Origin of the sequence: Paenibacillus motobuensis (assembly GCF_039521865.1) — a bacterium.
Taxonomy (GTDB): domain Bacteria; phylum Bacillota; class Bacilli; order Paenibacillales; family Paenibacillaceae; genus Fontibacillus; species Fontibacillus motobuensis.
The window spans coordinates 147,465-168,537 of sequence record NZ_BAAACX010000006.1 but is presented as its reverse complement, the minus strand read 5'-3'; the positions used below and the strand labels follow the sequence as shown (position 1 = coordinate 168,537).

The following is a 21,073-nucleotide window of genomic DNA, read 5'->3' as shown; positions in this document are numbered from 1 at the left end:
CTGTGGGCAGACTCGTTCTTACCATAAGCTGTTACCGGATCTGCGAGCCAAGTAATTAGCCATCGTAAGCATGCCTACACTAATGATCGCCTTGAACAATCCGATCGCAATCGCGTAGGAATATCGGTGTGTTCCGAGACCTACTCGATAGACGTAAGTATCAATGACGTCCGACACTGGCCTCAGTACTGGATTCGCCGCCAAGAGCAAGATATCTTCGAAGCCCGCATTCAGTAGGCCGCCGATCGCAAGAATCATGAAGATAATGACGACGGGTATAATGGAGGGCAGTGTAATTAGATAGATCTGCTTGAACTTGCTTGCTCCGTCAATATCCGCAGCTTCATACAGATGAGGATCGACGCTGGCGATCGCGGCCAGATACACAATCGAGGCAAAGCCAACTTCTTTCCATACATTGACCGATATGAGAATAGACCAGAAGTATTGCTTCAAGGAGAGAAAATTGATCGGTTCGTCGATCGCTCCTACTTGCTGGAGAATCATGTTTACGCTGCCGTTCTCTGTCGAGAGCATAGCCATGGTAAGGCCGGCTACAATAACCCAGGAGAGGAAATGAGGTAGATAGGTGATTGTCTGAATAACTCTTTTGAACATCATATGGCGTACTTCATTCAGCATAAGCGCAAGAATAATCGGCGCCGGAAAGCCAATAACGAACTTCAATAAACTGATGATGATCGTATTGCGAATTAACCTCTCGAACTCGGGCGCATTGAAGAAGGCTACAAAATGCTTAAATCCTACCCATGGATTCTCCCAAATGTTCGCACCCGTGAACAGATTGTAATCCATAAACCCGGTTAATACCCCATACATAGGGAGATAGGAAAATATAAAAACCAGAATGATTCCAGGAATGACCATCAGTTGGACATCCCATTGCTTCCCTAAGCGCCTAATGAGGCTTTTGTTATGTGCTTTCAGTTGCCGGTACGCCGGTGGACGCGGCTGTTCAGTTGTCGCTTGCGGCATGTTCTTCCTCCCGTGTTCAATTGATAAGGATACCTGCTATAACTAGAGAAGACGTCTCCATCCATTTGCACGTAACCGTTTGCATTGGACTTAAGAACATTCTACCCTTGGGAATTTATTGAAACTATATAATAAAACTCCGATTTCTTATACTTCTACGGGATTTTTTCAAAATTACTTATTTAAAAAAGTGTAAAAAACGGTCCAACAGTGATAAACGACAAAAAGGACAGCTTGTATCATTTGCCGGATTTCCGGACTCTGAAGTACAGTATGTTATGATACTAGACGCGACATTTTACAGTAGGAGGAAATTATGAAGACGAAGCTTGATCAGAGAGGCATTCACGACTATATCCAGAAATATCATCTGGAGAATATATTTCCTCAGCCAGACAGGCTCCCTTTACAACTTCGGACTTACGAGCGCGGGGAGATCATACTACGCGAAGGAGCTGACTTAGACGGCATATATTTTCAAGTTGAAGGCAGAACCCGGGTCTCGTCCAGCGTTGAGACAGGCAAATCGCTACTGCTGCGGTTCTGTCATCCTTTATCGGTATTTGGTGATATCGAGCTCATTCAGAAGGTAGTCATTCAGTCCCAAGTAGAAGCCGTTCAACACACTACCTTCTTATTCATTAATAAGCATACGGTGGACACCGTGCTCATGCAGGAGCACGGCTTCTTACATGAGCTGCTGAAACAATTGTCTTACAAGCTGCAAACCTGTACCACTGCTTCAAGAGTAAATTTGTTAGCCTCGGTAGAGGAACGCTTCGCCAGCTACCTATTGACGACAAGACAACTGAATGAATTCGGCAAAGAGATCCTGACCCCGCATATTTCTGAGATTGCTTCATTGATTGGTACCACTCCACGGCATCTTAACCGTGTTATTCATAAGCTGATGGAAATGAATGTGCTCATTAAAGAGAAGAAGCAGCTCGTCATTTCAGATTGGGCACAATTAGAGGAAATATCGGGTGGCATTCGTTATGAGTAGGAGTTCCAACAGTATTTACGGCAATGTAAAGATTAGAGTAATCCGTACAGGTACTTTGGAGTAAATAAGAAGAATCAGCATGCCGATGGTTCGGAATGCTGATTCTTTGCTTCCATTTGAATCTATAAAATAACTGACAATGCATTATCTTACATTTTTCTCCCGATATTGTTCCTTTAGCAAGGAAAATAATACGGCATCGACGAACTGACTTTTTTCATAGAAGCATTGTTTCAGATAGCCTTCTTCATAAAATCCAGTCTTCTCGAGCAAATATCTGGATCTAATATTGTCAGGATCAATGTAGGCTTCAATGCGGTTCAGCCCAAGATCCTCGAAGCCAAAGCGCATAATCTCCTCCAGCACCTCGGACATCACTCCCTGTCCCCAGTAAGTCGGATTCAGCTCGAAGGTAATCTCTGCTTTGTAATGGTCCTTCACCCAATTGCGATAACCGCACGTACCGATCACTTTATTGCTCGACTTCTCTGCAATCGCCCAGCGGAACCCTATCTTCTTGATATAACGGCTGTTCCACGACTGTATTAGATCCTGTGCTTGCTTCAGCTCTACGAAGCTCTCTACCTCATAATACTTGGTTACTTCATCATTGGAGAAATAATGGAATAAATCGCCGGCATCCGCCGCCGTCAGCTTGCGTAGAATAAATCTTTCCGTTTCTAACTGAGGGAACAGCTTCATGATCAACCGCCCTTTCTCGCTTATTTCCTTCCATGATTATACATCTAATGATTCGGGTACGGATACCCTTTATTTCAATTTCGAAGGATTAAATCATAAGAGCACTCCTCAAATAGCTGCACCGCTATTCAAGGAATGCTTCTCATAATTACAAATAGATTTATAGTTTTATTACAGGGTGATGTTCCAAGCTTAATGGTTCGGCAAACTTGACACCATCAAGCATTTTCTGATTACGCTCCGCTTCAGCCGTACGGGATTCAGATAAGGCAGCGCTTAGCTCCTTGATAACATGGGCATCTCTGTCCTGCAGAGTAATGTGCAAATGATCCTCCATCTGCTTCACGGTTAATTCGTAACCCGACTGGACTTCAAGCCTTGCGATTTCAAACGGCACAATATCTATTACTACGTCAACCGCTATATCAATGAAGTTATAATGATAAGTCCGATAAGCGCTATTCTGCTTATAGCTGGCCTCGATCTGGCCCATGCCTATCTTCACTAGGTAATCCAGCGACTGCAATTCCGCTGGAATTCTCGGCGCGATCGTCAGGGTATGCTGAATCAGATCGGGACGCAGACCCAGGAAATACTGATACCATACGCGAAGATGCTCAGCATTTGACCAGGCTTGAAGATAAGCCCCGGTCAGCTTGGCCCATCTCTCTCCTGCCTGTGGATAGGCATCCATGTTCTCGGCTAAACCGCCGACGACCCCAAGATTCAAAGCCTGCCAATTCATATTTTTGAACAGCTTATATGCTGTCTCTTCCTGCCCCAGCTCGATCATCCGCTGCATGGCAATCCCGTTCAGCCACAGCCATACCGCACCGTTATGGTAAGCTGCATCCTTATGATATTGAGGCGTCAGATGGAAGGGATGGAATAACGGATGACGTCGCTCAAGAGATGCTACGCCCCAAGGATAGACAAGCTCTTCCCAGGCCGTACGCGTCGCTTGGCATTTGAACTCCTTGTCTTCGAACATGTCAAAGGCGAACAATTGGTTCGGCCGCAGGGCAAATTCCGCTTGATCCTGTGCATCCAGGCGATCCGCCAAATAAGGATGCGTCTCATCACGGAAATCCGCGGCAAAGTGCCACCGCAATTTCTCACCAATATCACTCCATTTGCTAGCGTTCTCCTCGTCGTTCATAAACTCTGCGAAGTAAACTCCGGAGCATAGTTGGTTGTACCAAAGCGCCTGAATATCATTGGCTCGTGTATCACGTGGTGAATAAGAGTTCAGATTCGCGTCTCTGGCGTCCATCCAGGTCTCATTGTCCGCGTGCATCAGATAGCCTTTATCGTCCACCCAATGCTTGATCGAGCCTTCAATACTGTTGCGGACGGCAGGGTACAGTTCCTTAATAATCTCCGTATCTCCGGAATACTTCACATAATCCTGTAGTTGGATGATGAAGCGAGGCGTACCATCTGTCGTATGGTAATCTATATTCTCTGGAGCCAGTATATTTGGCACTCGACCGAAGAAGATCGACTGCTCATCCGTATTCTGGAACTCGGCGAAGGAGAGCAGAATATTCCTGGCAGTCTCGAATTGGCCAGTTACAAGGCAGGCCCCGGGCAGAGATATAAACTGATCTCTTCCCCAATATTCATTGAACCAAGGTAGTCCGGCATAGATCCCATCGCCCTGCTGTCTCGTCACTAGTTGGTCCATCGTCATGTTCATCCAGTTCATTGCCAGTGCGAGATCCTGATCACTACTGGTCAGAAGAACATGCTGCTGCAGGAAGTTCTCCATACGCTGTATGCGCTCCCGCTTCCAGCGAAGACGATCGTTCCTCGTCGTATGAATCAAGGCGATCGCTTCATCCGCCGTCTTGGCGACGGCGATGTAGAACCCACCAGCATTTGCCTTCGAAGATAGAAGATGCTCCTCAAGCTGAACGGCCTGTCCATCGATGGAACTGACAGCAATGATCCAACTCCCTTCCATGGAACGGAAGATAGCCGCTTCCTCTTGGCTTCCAATAGGATCAAGATGCTCGCCCTGTAATTCGATTCCTATCGTATTTACGGCCCCAGCGATCCCAACCTCTACAATATTTTTGTAATCGAACATCCATAGCTCTTCGGTAAGACCACCGTCATAAATCCGCTCCAGCTTGTATGGATATACGCAAACATCGGATTTACGGTTATCCAGCTCCACCTGATCGGCCATCAGTGTATAGCCGCTAAAAATCCGGTTCTTGGCGATATTCATGCCTGCAAAATGAGCATGTTCCATATGATTCGTCTCATGAGACTGGGTAAAATAAAAAGCCGCCTCTTTATTGGTAAATGAAATGGCCCTGTTCGCTTCCGCGGGGACGAATATCTTCATCTCATCCAGAGCCTTGCTACTCGGTTGATGATTATGCATAACTAACCTCCTGTATTCACTACATTCGCCTAAATGCGAGGCCGCCATGAAAGATCACAGCGGCCCCTTGTAAAATTATTTTATTTGTTAATAGCAGTTTTATTCTTTGACAGAGCCTACTACAATCCCTGATACGAAGTATTTCTGCATGAAAGGATAGATCATAAGCAGCGGCAAGGTTGAGACAACGATCTTGGCCGCATTCAGAGTCCGGTCGGAAATTTTGGCAAGTTCCATCAATTTCTCCGGATCGGTGATGTTCTGAACCTCTACACTTAGCTGCTGAATATACGTTTGCAGCGGATAGTTGGAAGTTTTATTAATATACACCAACGCTCCGAAGTAGTCATTCCAGTGACCGACGATCGTGAACAGCATCACCGTCGCCAATGTCGGTAATACCACAGGAAGGAAGATCCGCATCAGAATGGTCCATTGCGAGGCTCCGTCGATCGTGGCCGCTTCCTCCAGCGATTTCGGCACCCCGCGGAAGGCGTTCATCAGCAGGATGACGTTGCCGATCGGAACAGCCCCTGGCAAGATCAGCGACCAGATGGAATCCAGCAAATGAAGCTCCTTGACTACCATGAAGGTAGGAATCAGACCGCCTGAGAACAGCATGGCGAAAATCACGATGTTCATATACACCTTCTGACCACGGAACTGTCTTGGGCTCTTGGAGAGCGGATAGGCGGTCAGAATCATTAATGTCATATTGACGAGCAAGCCTAGCACAACCCGTTCAACGGAGATCATGAATGAACGCCAGAACTGGGAGTCCGAGAGCAGCTTATCATAGGAGCTTAATGTCGGGTTCACCGGAAATATACTTACAAGATTCGCGGAAGCTGCCGCGTTATCACTGAAAGATATCGCCACTAGATTAAGCAGTGGAACGAGACAAGATAAGGTTAATGCCAGCAATAGAATCCAAATAATAATATCGGCAATGCGGCTTTTGAAAGTTTGAGCGGTAATGGGAGCCACCCCCTTCTTCTAGAAAATACGGTAATCAGTAAGCTTCTGAGCAAGCTTGTTCGCGGAAAGAATCAAAACAATACCGACTACCGACCGCAAGAGGCCTACTGCTGTCCCCAAGCTATATTGTCTTTCCACGAGACCTACCCGGTACACATAGGTGTCAATAATATCCGCCGTTTGATAGACCAGAGGGTTGTACAAGTTAAAGATCTGGTCAAACCCGGCGTTAAGTACGTTAGGCAGGTTCAAGGTCGTTACGAGAATAATCGTCGGCAGCATACCCGGAAGCGTGATATACCAGAGCTGCTTCCATCGATTGGCTCCGTCGATCGACGCCGCTTCATATTGCCCCGGATCAATCGATGTTAATGAGGCCAGGTAGATGATGGAGCCGTAGCCAAAGCCTTTCCATACATCGGTTAATACGAGCATCGGTCTGAACCATTTATTGCTGGCCATGAACAGAATCGGGTCAATGCCAAACCATCCAAGGAAAGCATTAATCGGCCCCTCATAAGAGAAAATGTTCATGACAACAGTGGCCAGAATCGCCCAAGAGAGGAAGTTCGGCAGGTAGACAATCGTTTGCATAAAACGCTTCGCGAACCGTACTCGAACTTCATTCAGCAGCAGGGCAAAAATGATTGATACCAAAGTGCCTGCGATAATCTTCCACACGGCTATAACAATCGTATTAGCAAAGATTTGTTTGCTGTCTGGAATTTGCAGCATGAACTTGAAATTATCCAGACCGACCCAGTGTGAACCGCTGATCCCTTTGGCAGGAATATAGTTCTGAAAGGCCATGACAATCCCGAACATCGGAATAAAGGAGAAAATAATCAGAAAAATCATGCCAGGCAGCATCATGAAGTGAAAAGCCGCCTGATCTTTTTTATTCTTCATTACGGATCAACTCTTTCAACTTCAATTGGAAGCAATTGCTTCGTTAACTTCCTTCGTAATGGTATCCCCACCGGTCTTCTTCCAGCTGTCTACAAACTTATCGAAGGAATCGGGAGATTGATCGCCAGTAATAATCTTCAGATACATTTCCAGCTCCATTTTGGATAGAGTTGGCCATTTCAGCGACATCGAAGGCGTAGTTCCGAAGAAGACAGGGTTTACTTCTTTGATATTCGCGTTCTTCACCATGCTTGCCGTCGTGATGCTGGAAGTATATCCGGCCCATGATACAGCATCTGGCTTCTCGCCTGTCTTCTCGCTGTCCATATACTTCTTATAAGAGTTATAAGCGGTGATATCATTGTTGCTGATCAATTTGCTTGTATCGCCGCTCTCCAGCGCTTCCTTCATGATGTCAACATTGCGATAAAACGCATCATAATAGTCGATGTTGACGATAATTGGCGATCCGGATACGTTCAGATTGCTATAATCCTCGAAGGCCTTCAGCGTATCGGCTTCCTTCTCTTGGTAGCGCTGATAGTCATATTGCAGACTGACCATCTTCATAGCCAATTCCGGATGCTCGAAGCCTTTACGAACTACAAGATAGCTGCTGGAAGGATTCCCAGTGAACATCGTCAGCGAACCGTCTTCTGATTGAGGAGCAACATAAGATATCCATTCTGCATCCGGATTCAATTTGAGGGTATCCGCAACAGTCCAGCTTCCCCACCAGTTATCCAGGAAGGCCCCGCTCTTGCCGCCTGTCAGCAGCGCTTTGCGGTCATCGCCGGTACGTACTGCAAACTGACGGTCGATCAAGCCTTTCTTGTACATCTCAGCGATCTTGGTCAGCGCTGGCTTCATTTCAGGCTGAATCGATCCGTATACAGCATTGCCATTACCATCGTCCATCCATTGTTTCGGATAAGCACCATACAAGGCAAAGATGTTGTTCAAGGAATATTGACCGCCGGAAATCCCGGCCACATTCTCATTATCCACGACCAGTCCGACCGTTTTTCCCGAACCGTTCCCGCCAGGGTCCTTCTCAATGAACTGCTCAATAATGTTCTCTACATCTTCCAGCGATTTAGGCTCTTGAAGTCCTAGCTTGTCCATCCAATCTTTGCGCAGCCAGAGAATTCCCGGGCCGTGCGAGATTTCCGTTGTAGGAATGGCCATCAGTTTACCGTCGAATTTAGCGCTGTCCAGCACACGGCCTCCGTACGAATCATAGATTTCCTTGATGCGGTCACTGGCCGTCTTATCATAGGCATCGGTCAGATCAGCAATCAGATCATTATCATACAATTGTTGCAGCGTCGAATAGTCAGGAACGACCATAATATCCGGAATGTCGCCGCTGACGATGGCCATCGATACCTTCTGGCTGTAGTCTGTGCCGTCATTCGCTTCGAACTTCGTCATATTCTGTACGTTGAGCTTCTCCTTGAAGTACCGGGTCCACACATTATTCGTCGCGTTATCCTTCTCGTAAGGGGTCCCGCTTAGTGTAGAATAGTTCGTGGCCATTTGACCCACGGTATAAGATACAGTCTCTGGATATTTGCCAAAAGGAGTAGTCATTGCCTCTTCCCAAGCTGGGTCACTCGATTTAGCAGCTGCAGAACCATTGTTCGCATTATCGGAATTGCCACAACCAACGAGGGATACCGCTAACAATGCTGCTAATACGATAGAGGATGCACGTTTTGTTCTTAATAACATTAGTAGACCTCCCAGTATTTCTCTCATTCATCAATGTAATTTCATTTTATCTTGCTCGATCGTTCTAATTATACGGTTTCAAAGCGCCGGCTTGCTTCAAAAACCTGCATTCATAAGTACTCTTCTATTCTAAGATTGATCTCCAAGAATCGTAAACGCAAAAAAATTACGTTTTATATCAAAAAATACTCGCTTTCATTGAACCAAATTGCCCACCAAACAAATGATATAATAAAATCATGCTAACAATGAGCGCAGGGGGATATAGATGTTAACGATATTGGTCGTAGACGATCATCAGGATGAACGCGAAGGAATTGCCTTCCTAATTGAAGAACTGGCCCTACCGCTACAGGTAGAGACAGCCGATAACGGTCGCAAAGCTCTTGAATATTTGCAGGAGCACTCTGTAGACATATTGTTCACGGATGTGAGAATGCCGCAAATGGACGGTCTTGAGCTCACCAGACAAGTCCTCGAGCTTCACCCTGAATTAAAAGTAATCCTATTCAGCGGCTTTGCAGAATTTGAATATGCCAAGACAGCTATCGCTCTGGGAGTCTCTGATTATCTGCTCAAGCCGGTTAATGTGGAAGCATTCCAAGCGACGATGAATAAAGTAATCGCGGAGTTGACAGATCGTCAGCAACAGGATGTACAGTCTCTGATGAAGCAAGCATATGCCAAGAAACATATTCTATTTACCTTGATCAATGGAGCCCAGGAACCGCCTTCCATGCAAGGTCTTTGGCATGACTTTCCAACTTACTATGAAGGCGTATTACTGATTGAATTCGAGAAGGATTTCTTCGAGAACGCCGATATGGAGTTTGAAGAGTATCTATTGTCCCTCATCGGGACTCCGGCAGACTATCTAAATTTGAACGTTTGCCAGAGTCTACTCCTATTCCCTGAACGCAAAGGGGTTCATTCAAGCCTCTCCTATCAAGAGTTAGCGATACAGATACACGACAGTATCCTGTTCAAATACCGGGTAAATTGCTATATCGGTATTAGAAAAGGATTGACAGCAATTCATGATCTGGCTGGAGTGCTACCTGAACTGGAGCCATTGATGGAGTATCGCTTCTTCCTGCCAGATACGTTCATCTTTGATGTAAAAAATGAGATGATGCTCTCTGAGCAGGACTTCCCTGATCTATCCGATAATCAGCTGATCGAACAGATTCGGGGAAATATTCGAGAACGGGATCTCTTCAACCTGAAGGCGAATATAGAACTGCTCTATCAGAAGTACGTAAGACAGGTTCAATTCTCGCAATTATATGTCAAGCATACTTTCTCTACGGTGTATCAGAGCATCATGTCGTTTATTAACGCTTCTGAACGAGAGATCAATCTCGGCATTGAGCAAATATACAAAGCCGAGGATTTACGGAATATCAAGCACATGATACGGGAAGGGATCGCCAAGCTTGAACAAAGCACAGGCAATCTCGAACCTGCTCCGAACCGGGATATTGTGGCGACTAAGCAGTATATCGAGGAGAACTATGCCGAGGATCTGAACCTTGAGCTTCTTGCCGCCAGGGTCTACTTATCCCCCCATTATTTAAGCTCGATGTTCAAGAAGACAACCGGCTGCGGAATTAATAAATATATCAAAAATGTACGGATGCAAAAGGCCAAGGATATGCTGACCCATACGCATCTGAAAATAGCGGATGTATGCAACGCCGTCGGGTACCGGAACCTCTCGTATTTCTGCCAAAATTTCAGGGATTTCTACGGGCAGACGCCCGAGAAATTCAGACAGTACAACCAAAGCGGCTATGAAGCGGCGGGAGAATAAAGATGCATAGCTGGCACTCTCTGAAGAAACGCATCCATAATATGAATTTTCAGTCGAAGATTAAATTTGCTTTTTTACTAATCAGCATGATTCCTGTTATCGTACTCGGGAGCTTCTGCTTCTCCGAGACAAGATCACTCCTGATCAATCAGTCCAAATCCGATCTTAATGCCGCGCTTGACCAGAGTGCGTTAACGCTTAACAGCCAATTGGAAGCGTATAATAAGATCGTCAACTTTCTCAGCTTCAATCAAGAGATTGTGAATGCGGCCAATCATACGTACACCAGTACTTTTGAAATGTATGATCAGCTCGTCAATGTCATCGACCAGAATTTCTACACTGCCCGGAACTTGAACGCAAGCATAGAGCAGCTAACGCTGTATACCGGGACCAATCTTCATCAGCATGGACAGACAGTACGACCCATTAGCGAGGTTCGCAGTACAACATGGTATCCGCTCGTGATGGAATCGACTAACATCTTGTGGTTCTCCGACCGCCATCATATTTATAGCGTACGCCGGGTGCTTAACACCAAGATCAAAAATCCGAAAGACAATATCATCTACGCCCGCATCAATTCCAAGAGCCTGCTTGAGCCTTTTGATTCCTTGGAAACCCAAGGCGCAGAGCTGCTTATTATGGACGCAGCCGGGCAAGCGGTCTATTCGTCGGAGCCAGATGGGGTGTACCCGGACTCGCTCTTCCGTGATCCATCCGTAGATGAGATGCACTGGAACGGCAAGAAGTATACGGTGCTGCATGCAAGCATTCCTACCTCTGGCTGGGAGGTGTTCCTATATAAACCTACCAGTCTGATCACCCAATCCGCATGGAGGATCGTCTCTACCGTACTGCTTATGATTATTGCCTGTATCGGTGCCGTAGTTGTGGCTGGCACTCTATTCTCGCGTAAATTCATATCTCGGATCGAGCAATTACGCCACAATATGAAGACTGTCGAGGAAGGCTCGCTTGAAGTGACAGTTCATAGCGACTCCAAGGATGAGATCGGTGATCTGATTCGCGGCTTCGGCAATATGGTCGTCAAAACGGAAGACTTGATCAACAAAGTATACAGAGAAGAAATTGCCCGCAAGGAATACGAAATGAAAGCCCTGCAAGCGCAAATTAACCCCCACTTCTTGTATAACTCTCTGTCGCTGATCAATTGGCGGGCACTGCGAATTCATGCTACTGATATTAGCGAAATGGCTCAGCTCTTGTCCACGTTCTATCGTACGACACTGAATAAGGGGAACAATATGATTCTCGTCTCGAACGAGATCCTGAATGTCCAGTCCTATATGAAAATTCAGTTGCTTATGCACAGCAACAGCTTCGATGTAGAGTATCAGATCGACGAGGCCATCCTACCGTACCATATGCCTAACCTGATGCTGCAGCCGCTAATCGAAAACGCGATTATTCACGGTATCGAAAACAGAGATGAAGGCGGCAAGATCAAGCTCTCCGGCAAATTGGAAGACGGCTGTATCGTGTTCCAGGTTGAAGACAACGGGATTGGAATTGAACTGGAGCAACTTGCTTCACTGCTTGATTCCAAGCCTACGGGCTATGGTCTGAAGAATGTGCATGACCGGGCCAGATTAATGTATGGACCAGAGTATGGAATTACGATAATGAGCGAAGTAAATCAGGGAACCCATGTAACCCTTAGATTCCCCGCAGCGGATGTAATAGATAACTGAAGATAAAAAAGACGGATTGCCGGATCAGATGGGCTGACCATCTCTTCCTGACAATCCGTCTTCTATTAGACTTCCATTACTCGTAAGTGATGTCTAAAGTATTCGCGCTTGAATCGTAGGCAACCGTGGCTCCTAGGCCTCTGGCAAAGACCTGGGCGGGCACATAGGTTGTCCCTTGAATTACCTTCGGTGCAGCACTCGCGGTCTCAGCCTTGCCGTTATAATACACCGTCTTGCTGCCCAGCTTTAAAGTCATTTTGCGATCCTCTTTCGTGGCAGTGATCGTTCCACCCTGCTTATCCCAGGCAACACTCGCCCCCAATGCTTCGGCGATCTCACGCAGAGGAAGTAAATTGGTGTTCTTATAGATCAATGGATCACTGTCAAAAGAAAGCTTCGTTCCGTTAACATAAACGACAAGTCCAGATTTCGCATAGGCTGGTGCCGCAGGCTTGGATTTGCTCGGTGTTGTGTTCTTAGTCGTTGATTTATTCTTTGTCGTCGTTGTCTTAGACTTGCTCTTGGAAGAATTGGATTTAGATTTACTAGACCCTCCCCCATTATGGTAATGATACTCTCCGTACTCAAGTCCCCACTTCTCGCAATTCGTACGGCAGGTATGTCCGCCGTTGGCATCCGTTCTACCCGGATGCGCAGATACCGAAGCCACAGAACTGGTGAGAAGCAGCATGGCGGCTATAGCACCGGCACATAGACTCCTTTTAGTTCTTCTCATGCAATATGCAACTCCTTTGTAAGATATATACAATGGTCCATATTAACATAGAGACTTTGGCTATTTCCAATAATTTCTTTCCATTATTGACTATTTATGGATAATTACTTGTATTGAATAGCTCCCCACATATTCCCATTGGGATCGATGAATTTTAGAACCCAGGCGAATCCTTCATCTTGATACAATGTAATCTCACTGCCCAAAGACTGCAATAATTGATGTAGTTCATGGATTCTCGTCGTGTTGAACAGCAACACGGGCAGGATCTGCCCGTTGACCGTGAAGTTTGCTTGACTCTCATCTTGCGACTCCCACAGCATTAACATCGGCCCTTCAGACAGGGTCAGAAAAGCCTGTCGATTCAAATCTGACTTACTCTGCAGTCGAAAACCAAGATTAGTAGTATACCATTGAACAGAGGCTTCCAGGTTTCTCACTGGAATCTGCACATGCTCCAGCTTATTCAGAAATGAATTTCCCACTAAATACACCCTTTCTGGATTTTCTTATCATAGACAATACTCGATAACTTAATATATTCATCCATAAATATATTAATCATCGTCCGCCTTATATCCCTTTCCATCTAAGGATAGATCTTCTCATGCCGTTCCAGCATCGAGATAAATTGTTCAATTCGCTTCTGCCTCGTCTCCTGCTTCTTGGCATTATTAATTCTGAACATAATTGCATATTTGTTCCGGCTGTCTAACATATCGTAAAATTCTTTTGCTTGATTATTCTTACTAAGCTCACTCGCGAAATCCTCCGGCAGGTTGGACTTGCTTTGGGATTCGTACGCGCTATCCCACTGTCCATTCTGTTTGGCAACCTCGATCACTTTGTAACCGGACGATTTCATTCTTCCGTTCGCAATAAGTGCCTCCGCTCTTTCCTTATTTACCTTCGACCAGATACTTCTGGCTTTGCGGGGAGTGAAGCGCTGCAACCAAGTCTCTTCGTCGCCCTTCTCCTTCCGACTATCAATCCACCCATAACATAATGCGCAGTCAAGCGCTTCACTATAGGACACTGTAGAGATTGTGGAATCCTTCTTCGCAATCTTCAACATAATTCCTTCTGAAGATTCGTGATTCTGTTCAAGCCAATCCTCGAAATCTTGCTGCCTGTTGAATATCATCATAGGCAAATCATTATTTTTCGCCATTCTTTTGCACTCCATGATCCCAATATTATCTCGTATATCGCTCCATTGCTTTGCTCTGATAAAGGGCAAGTTTACAAAAATCCCGCACCATCAAATCGTCCATTGTAAGACCATCCTGGTGCGGGAATATCATCATCTCTCGTTATAGAACACATTATACCTTGATCATAGTTGGATGTCACACCCGCTGTCCCCGAAATCTTCGATTCTTCTCGTAAGCAGCCTCCAGGTACCCTTGATACAGCCAGATCGATGCCGTCAGCCAGCAAGCACTGATTAAATATCCCCCAAGCACATCGCTAGGATAATGAACACCCAAATAAATGCGGCTAACACCGATCATCAGTATCAGGCAGGCCCCAACAACAATGACTGCGATTCTGCCCAATATATAGGGAATATGCTTCCAGACCAAGAAGACGATCGCACCATAGAGACTAAAGGCCGCCATCGAATGACCGCTTGGGAAGCTAAAGCCCGTCTCCTCAATAAGTCTATGCAGAGAAGGACGATCACGGCGGAATAGCTGCTTAAGCAATATATTAAGCAGAGCGGACCCAGTTACGATAATGATCAGGAACACTAGTTCACTGCGATGGTGCAGCACGAAATACAGGAAAATAAGCGTCACCAGCAAAATCACAATGACAGGAAGCTGGCTCCCAATCCATGTGAACACCTTCATTATTTTCGTCAGAGAATCCGATTCTTGCCCTTGCACCCAAGAAATTATCGTATTATCAAAATGATGAATCTGTGCTCCGCCGATCCAATATGCAATCATTCCAAATCCGGCTAAGAATAATAAACTGAGAAAAAATAGGTATGAAAATTTAAACTTAATATTCATAGCTGCCACACCACCTGAACTTTCAACGATATACTTCAGTATCGGTCACGCGGAATTGTCTATTCCTGACTTTGTCCGATAAAAACAAGAAATTCTAATAAATGTGAGGGGGACAGGAACTGACCCCGCACAAAGGATGTATCTTGCTTATCGCTATATTGTAAGCGACAATCTCTCCGTTGTACAAATCTCAAATGCGAAAAAAAGACCGGGAGGAATAATCCTGTCGGTCAAAGTGATAAGGTATGGTCCCTAACATCAGGGGCGTAGACGCCTCATGACAAAATGGCTGAGATAAAACAGTTGGGCGAAACGTACTACTACGCAAACAGTTACTACCAAGGCAAGTATATTTACAACCTTAACAGTCCTGTTTTTGAAAATCTTGAACAATAAAGTATAGATACCAATGCCGATTACCCCTCCAAGCGTATTGTCAAGTACATCCGTTATATCAGTTATTCCCATTGCAAAAATGAACTGTATCATTTCAAACGATAAGGTTAAACCGACAATCGGAAGGACTTTCTTCATAAAAGGCCATTTGCTTTTTAACATACAGATATAGATGCCCAACGGTATAAAAAGAAGTGTATTTTGAATAATTTCACGTAAGATTAGAGTTCCGTTTTCATCGAAAGACCCTTGAAATGGAATCAGGTTGATGACTCGTATCCCGTCTGATATTACAGGAGAATAAAATGGTAATTTGAAGAGAACAATTCCTATCAACAGCAGTAGATATACTACGAATAATGTGATTGTAAGTGTGTTTCGCTTTTCTGATTTCATTATTTTGTCTCCTTATAGTTGCTTACGCCTTCGGCAAGTCCATCCAAAACAGAACGCCGTCCGGGGTGTTTTCCAAAGCAAAATCAACGCCCATGGATTCCAGCGTTTTCTGTACAATGGTCAGTCCCAAGCCGCTTCGTCCGTTTTTCCGGCTCCGTGCCTTATCCACACGGTAGAACGGGTCAAACAGCTTCGGCAGCACCGTATCGTCAATCCTCGTCCCCGTGTTTAGTGTGCAAAGGCGGTAATGTTCAGCCACAGGCTCGCTCCATATCCGAATCTCGCCGCCTTTGGGCGTATTCTGCACCGCGTTCAAAATGACGTTGGATAGTGCTTTTTGGAGCATTTTAGGGTCGGCAAGACAGGTATACCCGTCGGGAATATCCGTAACAATACGCTGACCGTTTGCCTCAGACAATGTTTGAAAGTCAGACATCATGTCAGCGACTGTATGTCTGATATCCAGTTTTTCAGGAACGGGTACGATTTTTCTGTCGCTTAAACTAACAATCCCCAGTATCTCGGAAATCAACTCGCTCTGCGCGTCCATCATCTTCACGCATTCGCGCAGATATTTAGGGTGGTCCTTATAATCGCCTACATTCTCGAGCATTCCCTCCAACAAGATACTCGTCGCCGCGATAGGCGTTTTTAACTCATGGGAAGCCGCCGAGAAGAAATATCGCTGTGTTTCCTCCAGCTCGCGCTCCCGTAGGATTTCGTCCTCTAACTTGGATATGGTTTCCTTCAGCTTGTCATACATGAAATAAACGTCACGGGCTAATGCACCAAGCTCATCTTTACGCTCTGACGGAGGCGGGACTTCTTCGAGATTAGCCATCCTCCCGGCGCTGTCTGCGAGGCGCTTGATTGGTTTGGTCATCTGCCGCGCAAAGACAAAAGCGCAGACAAGACAGAGCGCAAGCATTACGGCAAACACGGCGACTCCACGAACGATTAAATCACGATAAAACGATTCTAAGCCCGTCATGCTTTGGGCAACAATGGAAAAGTTCTCATCATTATGCACGACATAATAAAAATCGCCCTCAAAACTGTCCGGTGTGTCGGCATTCGGCGTGGCGTATATCAAGCCGCCGTCTTTATCCGTAATAATGAACTCAAAAGACTGGTTGTTTTCGTAAAAGCGCTGAGCCACTTCCGCAATGTCGCTGTGATTGTTTCTTTGAATTCGTTCCACCAAAGGCTGATATGAAGCTATTATTTGCCGGGTCTGTGTCGTTTTGTAGAATGACCTAAACTGTTGCGAAAATAACGCCGCCGTCACGCCGACAAGCAACAATATAGAGATTATCGTATAAGTAAATACCTTAATGAAAATCCCACGGTTTTTCATGTAGATTCCTCCAAGCGGTAACCCACGCCCCGTACTGTTTTGATGATATTCTCAGGCAGCTTCGCCCGTAGGTTTTTGATGTGGGTATGCACAGTGCTTCCGTCTCCGTCAAAATCATAGCCCCAAACGCGGGATAGGATAATTTCATGAGATAGCGTCCTGCTCCTGTTCTGAACCAATAACATAAGGATTTCAAATTCTTTGAGTGTCAAGGACAACTCCTCGTTATCATAAACCGCCTTGAAATCTTCCGGCAAAAGCGTCAGCTTGCCGCAGCTGACTTCCTTCGCCAACGCGCCGCTTCGCCGGAGCAAGGCTTCCACACGTTTCAGAAGAAGTTGAATCTTGAACGGCTTTGTCACATAATCATCCGCTTCCGCATCAAACGCCTTGATTTGATTCTCCTCATCGGAAAGCGCAGTCATCATCAGAATAGGGGTATTGTTAATCTTGCGAAACTCCCGCAAAAGCTCATGGCCATTCATTCCCGGCAGCAGGATGTCAAGAATGACAAGCTGATAGGTGTTGTCGTAAAACTTGGAGTACGCTTCGCTACCGTCCAAGCAAGTATCTACCTTATATCCTGCCTCAGATAAAAAGGTCTTAACTGTATTGCAGATATGCTCATCGTCTTCGACAAGCAGGATTCGTATAGACATAGATGTATCCCTCCACAAAAAGAATATCACAGCAATCTGTATTTTCCCTGTAGTTTTAGGTTGTTGTTTTTTCACTTCCCCTGCTTAACAGTTCCCCTATGGTTTTACTTTTACTAATGTGAAACAACAAATTTCCTGAAAATGGGCGCAAAAAACGCCATAGGTTTTTTATGCCTATGGCGTTAGTGCCCCAACCTTCACAAATAGCATTGTCTATCCCTGTCTGCAAAGCCCTATTGAAGCCTTGTTAAATAAGGATCTCTTGTAATGGCTATTCATTATATATAGTAATCGATCTTAGTCTTCAAGCTCAACGTTGTGATACACCTGCTGCACATCCTCCAGGTCTTCAAGCGCATCAACCAGCTTCTCAAACTGAGCTTGTCCATCTTCAGGCAGAGTTACATAGTTCTGAGCAATCATGCTAAGTTCAGCAATGGTGAATTCCGTGACCCCTGCCGCATTGAACGCGTCCTGCACAGCCTGGAATTGATCCGGCTCGGCATATACGATGACCGATTCATCCTCTTCAAGAATATCACGAACATCTACATCTGCTTCCATTAGCAATTCGAGTACTTCATCAGAAGTTTTACCCTCTACCCCGAATACCGCTGCAGAATCGAACATATAAGCGACAGAACCACTAACACCCATATTACCGCCATTCTTATTAAAAGCGGCGCGCACAGCAGACGCCGTACGGTTCACATTGTTCGTCAGTGCATCGACAATAATCATCGATCCATTCGGACCAAAGCCTTCATAACGAAGATCGTTATACACTTCATCTGCGCTGCCTTTTGCCTTGTCCAATGCACGGTCAATAATTGCCTTCGGTACATTATAAGTCTTCGCACGTTCAAGAACGACCTTCAACGCGCGGTTCGATTCGGGATCCGGCTCGCCCTTCTTAGCTGCCACATAAATTTCTACGCCAAATTTAGCATAAACCCGGCTTGTATTTGCATCTTTTGAAGCTTTCTTCTCTTTAATATTATTCCACTTACGTCCCATCTTGTTCACACCTCATTATTATTTATGATTATTTATCGGAACAAATGGCAGGTGGTGACGATTTATTGAGTATCAAGTTCATATATTCAACCCCAAAGCATGATTTATACCCAGTTTATTATATATCGTACAGAAGTCCGAAAACAAGCCGTTCATCATACTATACGCGAATTACAGATCGCTATGGGCGAATTCGTTCACATCATATTCATCTATTTGAGCAGTTGATTGGGTGAGCTGCATCATCTCTGCACATGCATATGATCATCCGCTTCCTCCCAAGGAACGCTGTATGCCTGTCCTTTGGCGCAAAAGATCGATGCCGAGGTATACTCCGGATCTGCATTCTTATTATAACTCCGACTCTCAATGACCAGGTCCGCCTGATGACACGGTTGATAGCCGCCAAGCTGCATGGACAACGCCCCCTTCCCCTTTGAAAAAGAAGCCAGCTCAGCACTATAGTTCATAAAGGTAGCTACCGGCGCCGTTCCACTAATATATGCCTGATCTCCATGCGTCTCCGGGGGATCAAATGAACCATGTGCTTGACGAATATCCGACATCACACGACCGACCAGTTCTAAATCGACCTTGATCTTAAATGAATAATAAGGTTCCAGCAAGATATTCTCTGCCTTCTCCAGCCCTTGCCGCAGTGCTCGATGCGTCGCCTCGCGGAAATCGCCGCCGCTCGTATGCTTGTTATGAGCACGTCCATTCAGCAAAGTCACAATCACATCCGTAAGCGGTGATCCGGTCAACAGACCGTGATGCTCACGCTCCAACACATGCTGACCAATCAAATTCTGATAACCAGTGCTTAAATGATCGGGATGACACTTATTTTGGAACACTACCCCGCTATCCCGCGGCCCAGGCTCAAGCTTCAAATGAGCTTCCGCATAATGACCCAGCGGCTCAAAATGGCCACAACCATACACTTCGCCCGCAATCGTCTCTTTATATAATATCTCCGGCGTGCCGAAGGCGACCTTCAGCTTGAAGCGCTCCATAACGACCTGCTCCAGCACTTCAAGCTGAATCGCCCCCATCACATGGATATACAGCTCCTGCAGAGCTTCATCCCAGATGACATTTAACGAAGGGTCCTCGTCGCCCAGCATTTGAAAATAACGCTGTACCTCTCTGACAGAGAGCTTCGGATCGAACAGAACCTTAGACTTGAGCGCCGGCACGAGTTCATACCTGGCACGTTGCTGCAATTCTCCCAATCCATCACCGACAGCTGCTGCCGACAGCCCGGTTACCGCGATCAGCTGCCCTGCTTCAGCTTCATCGACAATTGTAAACTTCTCGCCGTTATAGATACGTAGTGAGGTAACTTTCTCCTGCACCTCTTCACCGTTGCTGCTCACATAATTTACTTCATCGCGGACCCTCAAATTACCCGCCGTAATCTTCAGGAAAGAAAGTCTTGTTCCTTGCAGCTCATGCCGTATTTTATAGACTCTGGCAGCGAATGCAGTCTGCCGATTATAAGTAGTACTGGTCAGCATCTCCAGATTATGAAGAAAATCGTCTATTCCTTGATCCATCAGCGCCGAACCAGACATGACCGGGAACAATTCGCCCTTCTTGATCAGTCTAGCCAACACTGCTACAACTGCATTTTCATCATAATCGCCCTCTAGATAGTCCTCCAGCAACTGCTCATCATGGTCGGCGACTGCAGCCACCAGCTCCTCTTCAAGATTCGCAGAGCTTAATTGTCCATTCACTCTTACTATATCTGGGGTTAACTGCCGATGGATTTGCTCCAGAACGGCTTCTAGATCCGCACCGGTTCGATCCAATTTATTGACGAAGAACAGGGTTGGAATACGATGCTTCCGCAGTAATTGCCAGACCGTCTCCGTATGTCCTTGAACCCCTTCCACTGCACTTAGGATCACAATGGCATAATCCATGACCTGCAGTGACCTTTCCATTTCTGCCGAGAAATCAACGTGTCCCGGCGTATCAATAAGACAATAAATGGACCCTTCATAATTCATCATCGCTTGGTCCGCAAATATCGTAATTCCGCGGGCCTTCTCCAGTTCATGTGTATCGAGAAAAGAGTCCTGGTGATCCACCCGTCCCTTACTCCGAATGCTGCTCGTATGATAGAGTAGCTGCTCGGCAAATGTCGTCTTCCCGGCATCAACATGCGCCAATAGTCCGATCGTCTTATTCATATATCCGCTCAATTCTTTTCACTTCCCATTTGCCAAATAGCC

General features: G+C 45.8%; 18 protein-coding genes. 3 read left to right on the top strand and 15 right to left on the bottom strand.

Translation table 11 applies throughout. The features are described from left to right. Positions 1–18: 18 nt before the first annotated feature. Positions 19–996, bottom strand: a complete 978-nt coding sequence (locus ABD014_RS04625; protein WP_343858039.1) for an ABC transporter permease — start codon at positions 994–996, stop codon at positions 19–21. A gap of 316 nt (positions 997–1,312) precedes the next feature. Between ABD014_RS04625 and ABD014_RS04620 the strand changes: the two genes are divergently transcribed. Then, positions 1,313–2,002 (top strand): Crp/Fnr family transcriptional regulator, encoded by a 690-nt coding sequence (locus ABD014_RS04620; RefSeq protein ID WP_343858036.1) that lies wholly within the window; start codon positions 1,313–1,315, stop codon positions 2,000–2,002. A 144-nt stretch (positions 2,003–2,146) separates the two neighbouring features. On the opposite strand, the gene ABD014_RS04615 is transcribed toward ABD014_RS04620, so the two are convergent. The 5 genes from ABD014_RS04615 to ABD014_RS04595 form a co-directional block, all read right to left on the bottom strand. Continuing rightward, positions 2,147–2,704 carry a GNAT family N-acetyltransferase gene (locus tag ABD014_RS04615; RefSeq protein WP_343858033.1) on the bottom strand — a complete coding sequence of 186 codons (558 nt, stop codon included), beginning with the start codon at positions 2,702–2,704 and terminating at the stop codon, positions 2,147–2,149. Positions 2,705–2,864: 160 nt separating this feature from the next. Next, positions 2,865–5,099: an amylo-alpha-1,6-glucosidase gene (locus tag ABD014_RS04610; protein ID WP_343858030.1), complete on the bottom strand. Its 2,235-nt coding sequence runs from the start codon at positions 5,097–5,099 to the stop codon at positions 2,865–2,867. Positions 5,100–5,198: 99 nt separating this feature from the next. Beyond that, the gene (locus ABD014_RS04605) at positions 5,199–6,077 is read right to left on the bottom strand and encodes a carbohydrate ABC transporter permease (RefSeq protein ID WP_343858339.1); all 879 of its coding nucleotides are present in this window, start codon (positions 6,075–6,077) and stop codon (positions 5,199–5,201) included. Between the two features lie 18 nt (positions 6,078–6,095). Next, a complete protein-coding gene (locus tag ABD014_RS04600; protein WP_251409668.1) occupies positions 6,096–6,986 on the bottom strand; it encodes an ABC transporter permease in 891 nt (296 codons plus the stop codon). Positions 6,987–7,007: 21 nt separating this feature from the next. Then, entirely contained in the window at positions 7,008–8,720 is a 1,713-nt protein-coding gene (locus tag ABD014_RS04595) for an extracellular solute-binding protein (RefSeq protein ID WP_343858026.1), read from the bottom strand. 268 nt (positions 8,721–8,988) lie between these two features. On the opposite strand from ABD014_RS04595, the gene ABD014_RS04590 reads away from it, so the two are divergent. Next, a complete protein-coding gene (locus tag ABD014_RS04590; RefSeq protein ID WP_343858025.1) occupies positions 8,989–10,533 on the top strand; it encodes a response regulator in 1,545 nt (514 codons plus the stop codon). 2 nt (positions 10,534–10,535) lie between these two features. Further along, a complete protein-coding gene (locus ABD014_RS04585) occupies positions 10,536–12,248 on the top strand; it encodes a sensor histidine kinase (RefSeq protein ID WP_343858024.1) in 1,713 nt (570 codons plus the stop codon). A gap of 76 nt (positions 12,249–12,324) precedes the next feature. On the opposite strand, the gene ABD014_RS04580 is transcribed toward ABD014_RS04585, so the two are convergent. The 9 genes from ABD014_RS04580 to ABD014_RS04540 form a co-directional block, all read right to left on the bottom strand. Then, positions 12,325–12,984 (bottom strand): copper amine oxidase N-terminal domain-containing protein, encoded by a 660-nt coding sequence (locus tag ABD014_RS04580; protein ID WP_343858023.1) that lies wholly within the window; start codon positions 12,982–12,984, stop codon positions 12,325–12,327. 104 nt (positions 12,985–13,088) lie between these two features. After that, complete coding sequence (locus tag ABD014_RS04575) at positions 13,089–13,469, bottom strand: VOC family protein (RefSeq protein WP_343858021.1); 381 nt, start codon at positions 13,467–13,469, stop codon at positions 13,089–13,091. Positions 13,470–13,573: 104 nt separating this feature from the next. Next, positions 13,574–14,155 carry a YdeI/OmpD-associated family protein gene (locus ABD014_RS04570; RefSeq protein WP_343858019.1) on the bottom strand — a complete coding sequence of 194 codons (582 nt, stop codon included), beginning with the start codon at positions 14,153–14,155 and terminating at the stop codon, positions 13,574–13,576. 178 nt (positions 14,156–14,333) lie between these two features. Then, positions 14,334–14,939, bottom strand: coding sequence for a phosphatase PAP2 family protein (locus ABD014_RS04565; RefSeq protein WP_343858017.1), 606 nt, complete (start codon positions 14,937–14,939; stop codon positions 14,334–14,336). Between the two features lie 324 nt (positions 14,940–15,263). Next, positions 15,264–15,797: a VanZ family protein gene (locus ABD014_RS04560; protein WP_343858015.1), complete on the bottom strand. Its 534-nt coding sequence runs from the start codon at positions 15,795–15,797 to the stop codon at positions 15,264–15,266. Between the two features lie 22 nt (positions 15,798–15,819). Then, complete coding sequence (locus ABD014_RS04555) at positions 15,820–17,154, bottom strand: HAMP domain-containing sensor histidine kinase (RefSeq protein WP_343858012.1); 1,335 nt, start codon at positions 17,152–17,154, stop codon at positions 15,820–15,822. Continuing rightward, positions 17,151–17,813, bottom strand: a complete 663-nt coding sequence (locus tag ABD014_RS04550) for a response regulator transcription factor (RefSeq protein ID WP_343858009.1) — start codon at positions 17,811–17,813, stop codon at positions 17,151–17,153. Before ABD014_RS04550 ends, ABD014_RS04555 begins: the two co-directional genes overlap by 4 nt. A gap of 297 nt (positions 17,814–18,110) precedes the next feature. Then, positions 18,111–18,830: a YebC/PmpR family DNA-binding transcriptional regulator gene (locus tag ABD014_RS04545; protein WP_068781401.1), complete on the bottom strand. Its 720-nt coding sequence runs from the start codon at positions 18,828–18,830 to the stop codon at positions 18,111–18,113. 242 nt (positions 18,831–19,072) lie between these two features. Further along, positions 19,073–21,031, bottom strand: a complete 1,959-nt coding sequence (locus tag ABD014_RS04540) for a GTP-binding protein (protein WP_343858337.1) — start codon at positions 21,029–21,031, stop codon at positions 19,073–19,075. Positions 21,032–21,073 lie beyond the last annotated feature (42 nt).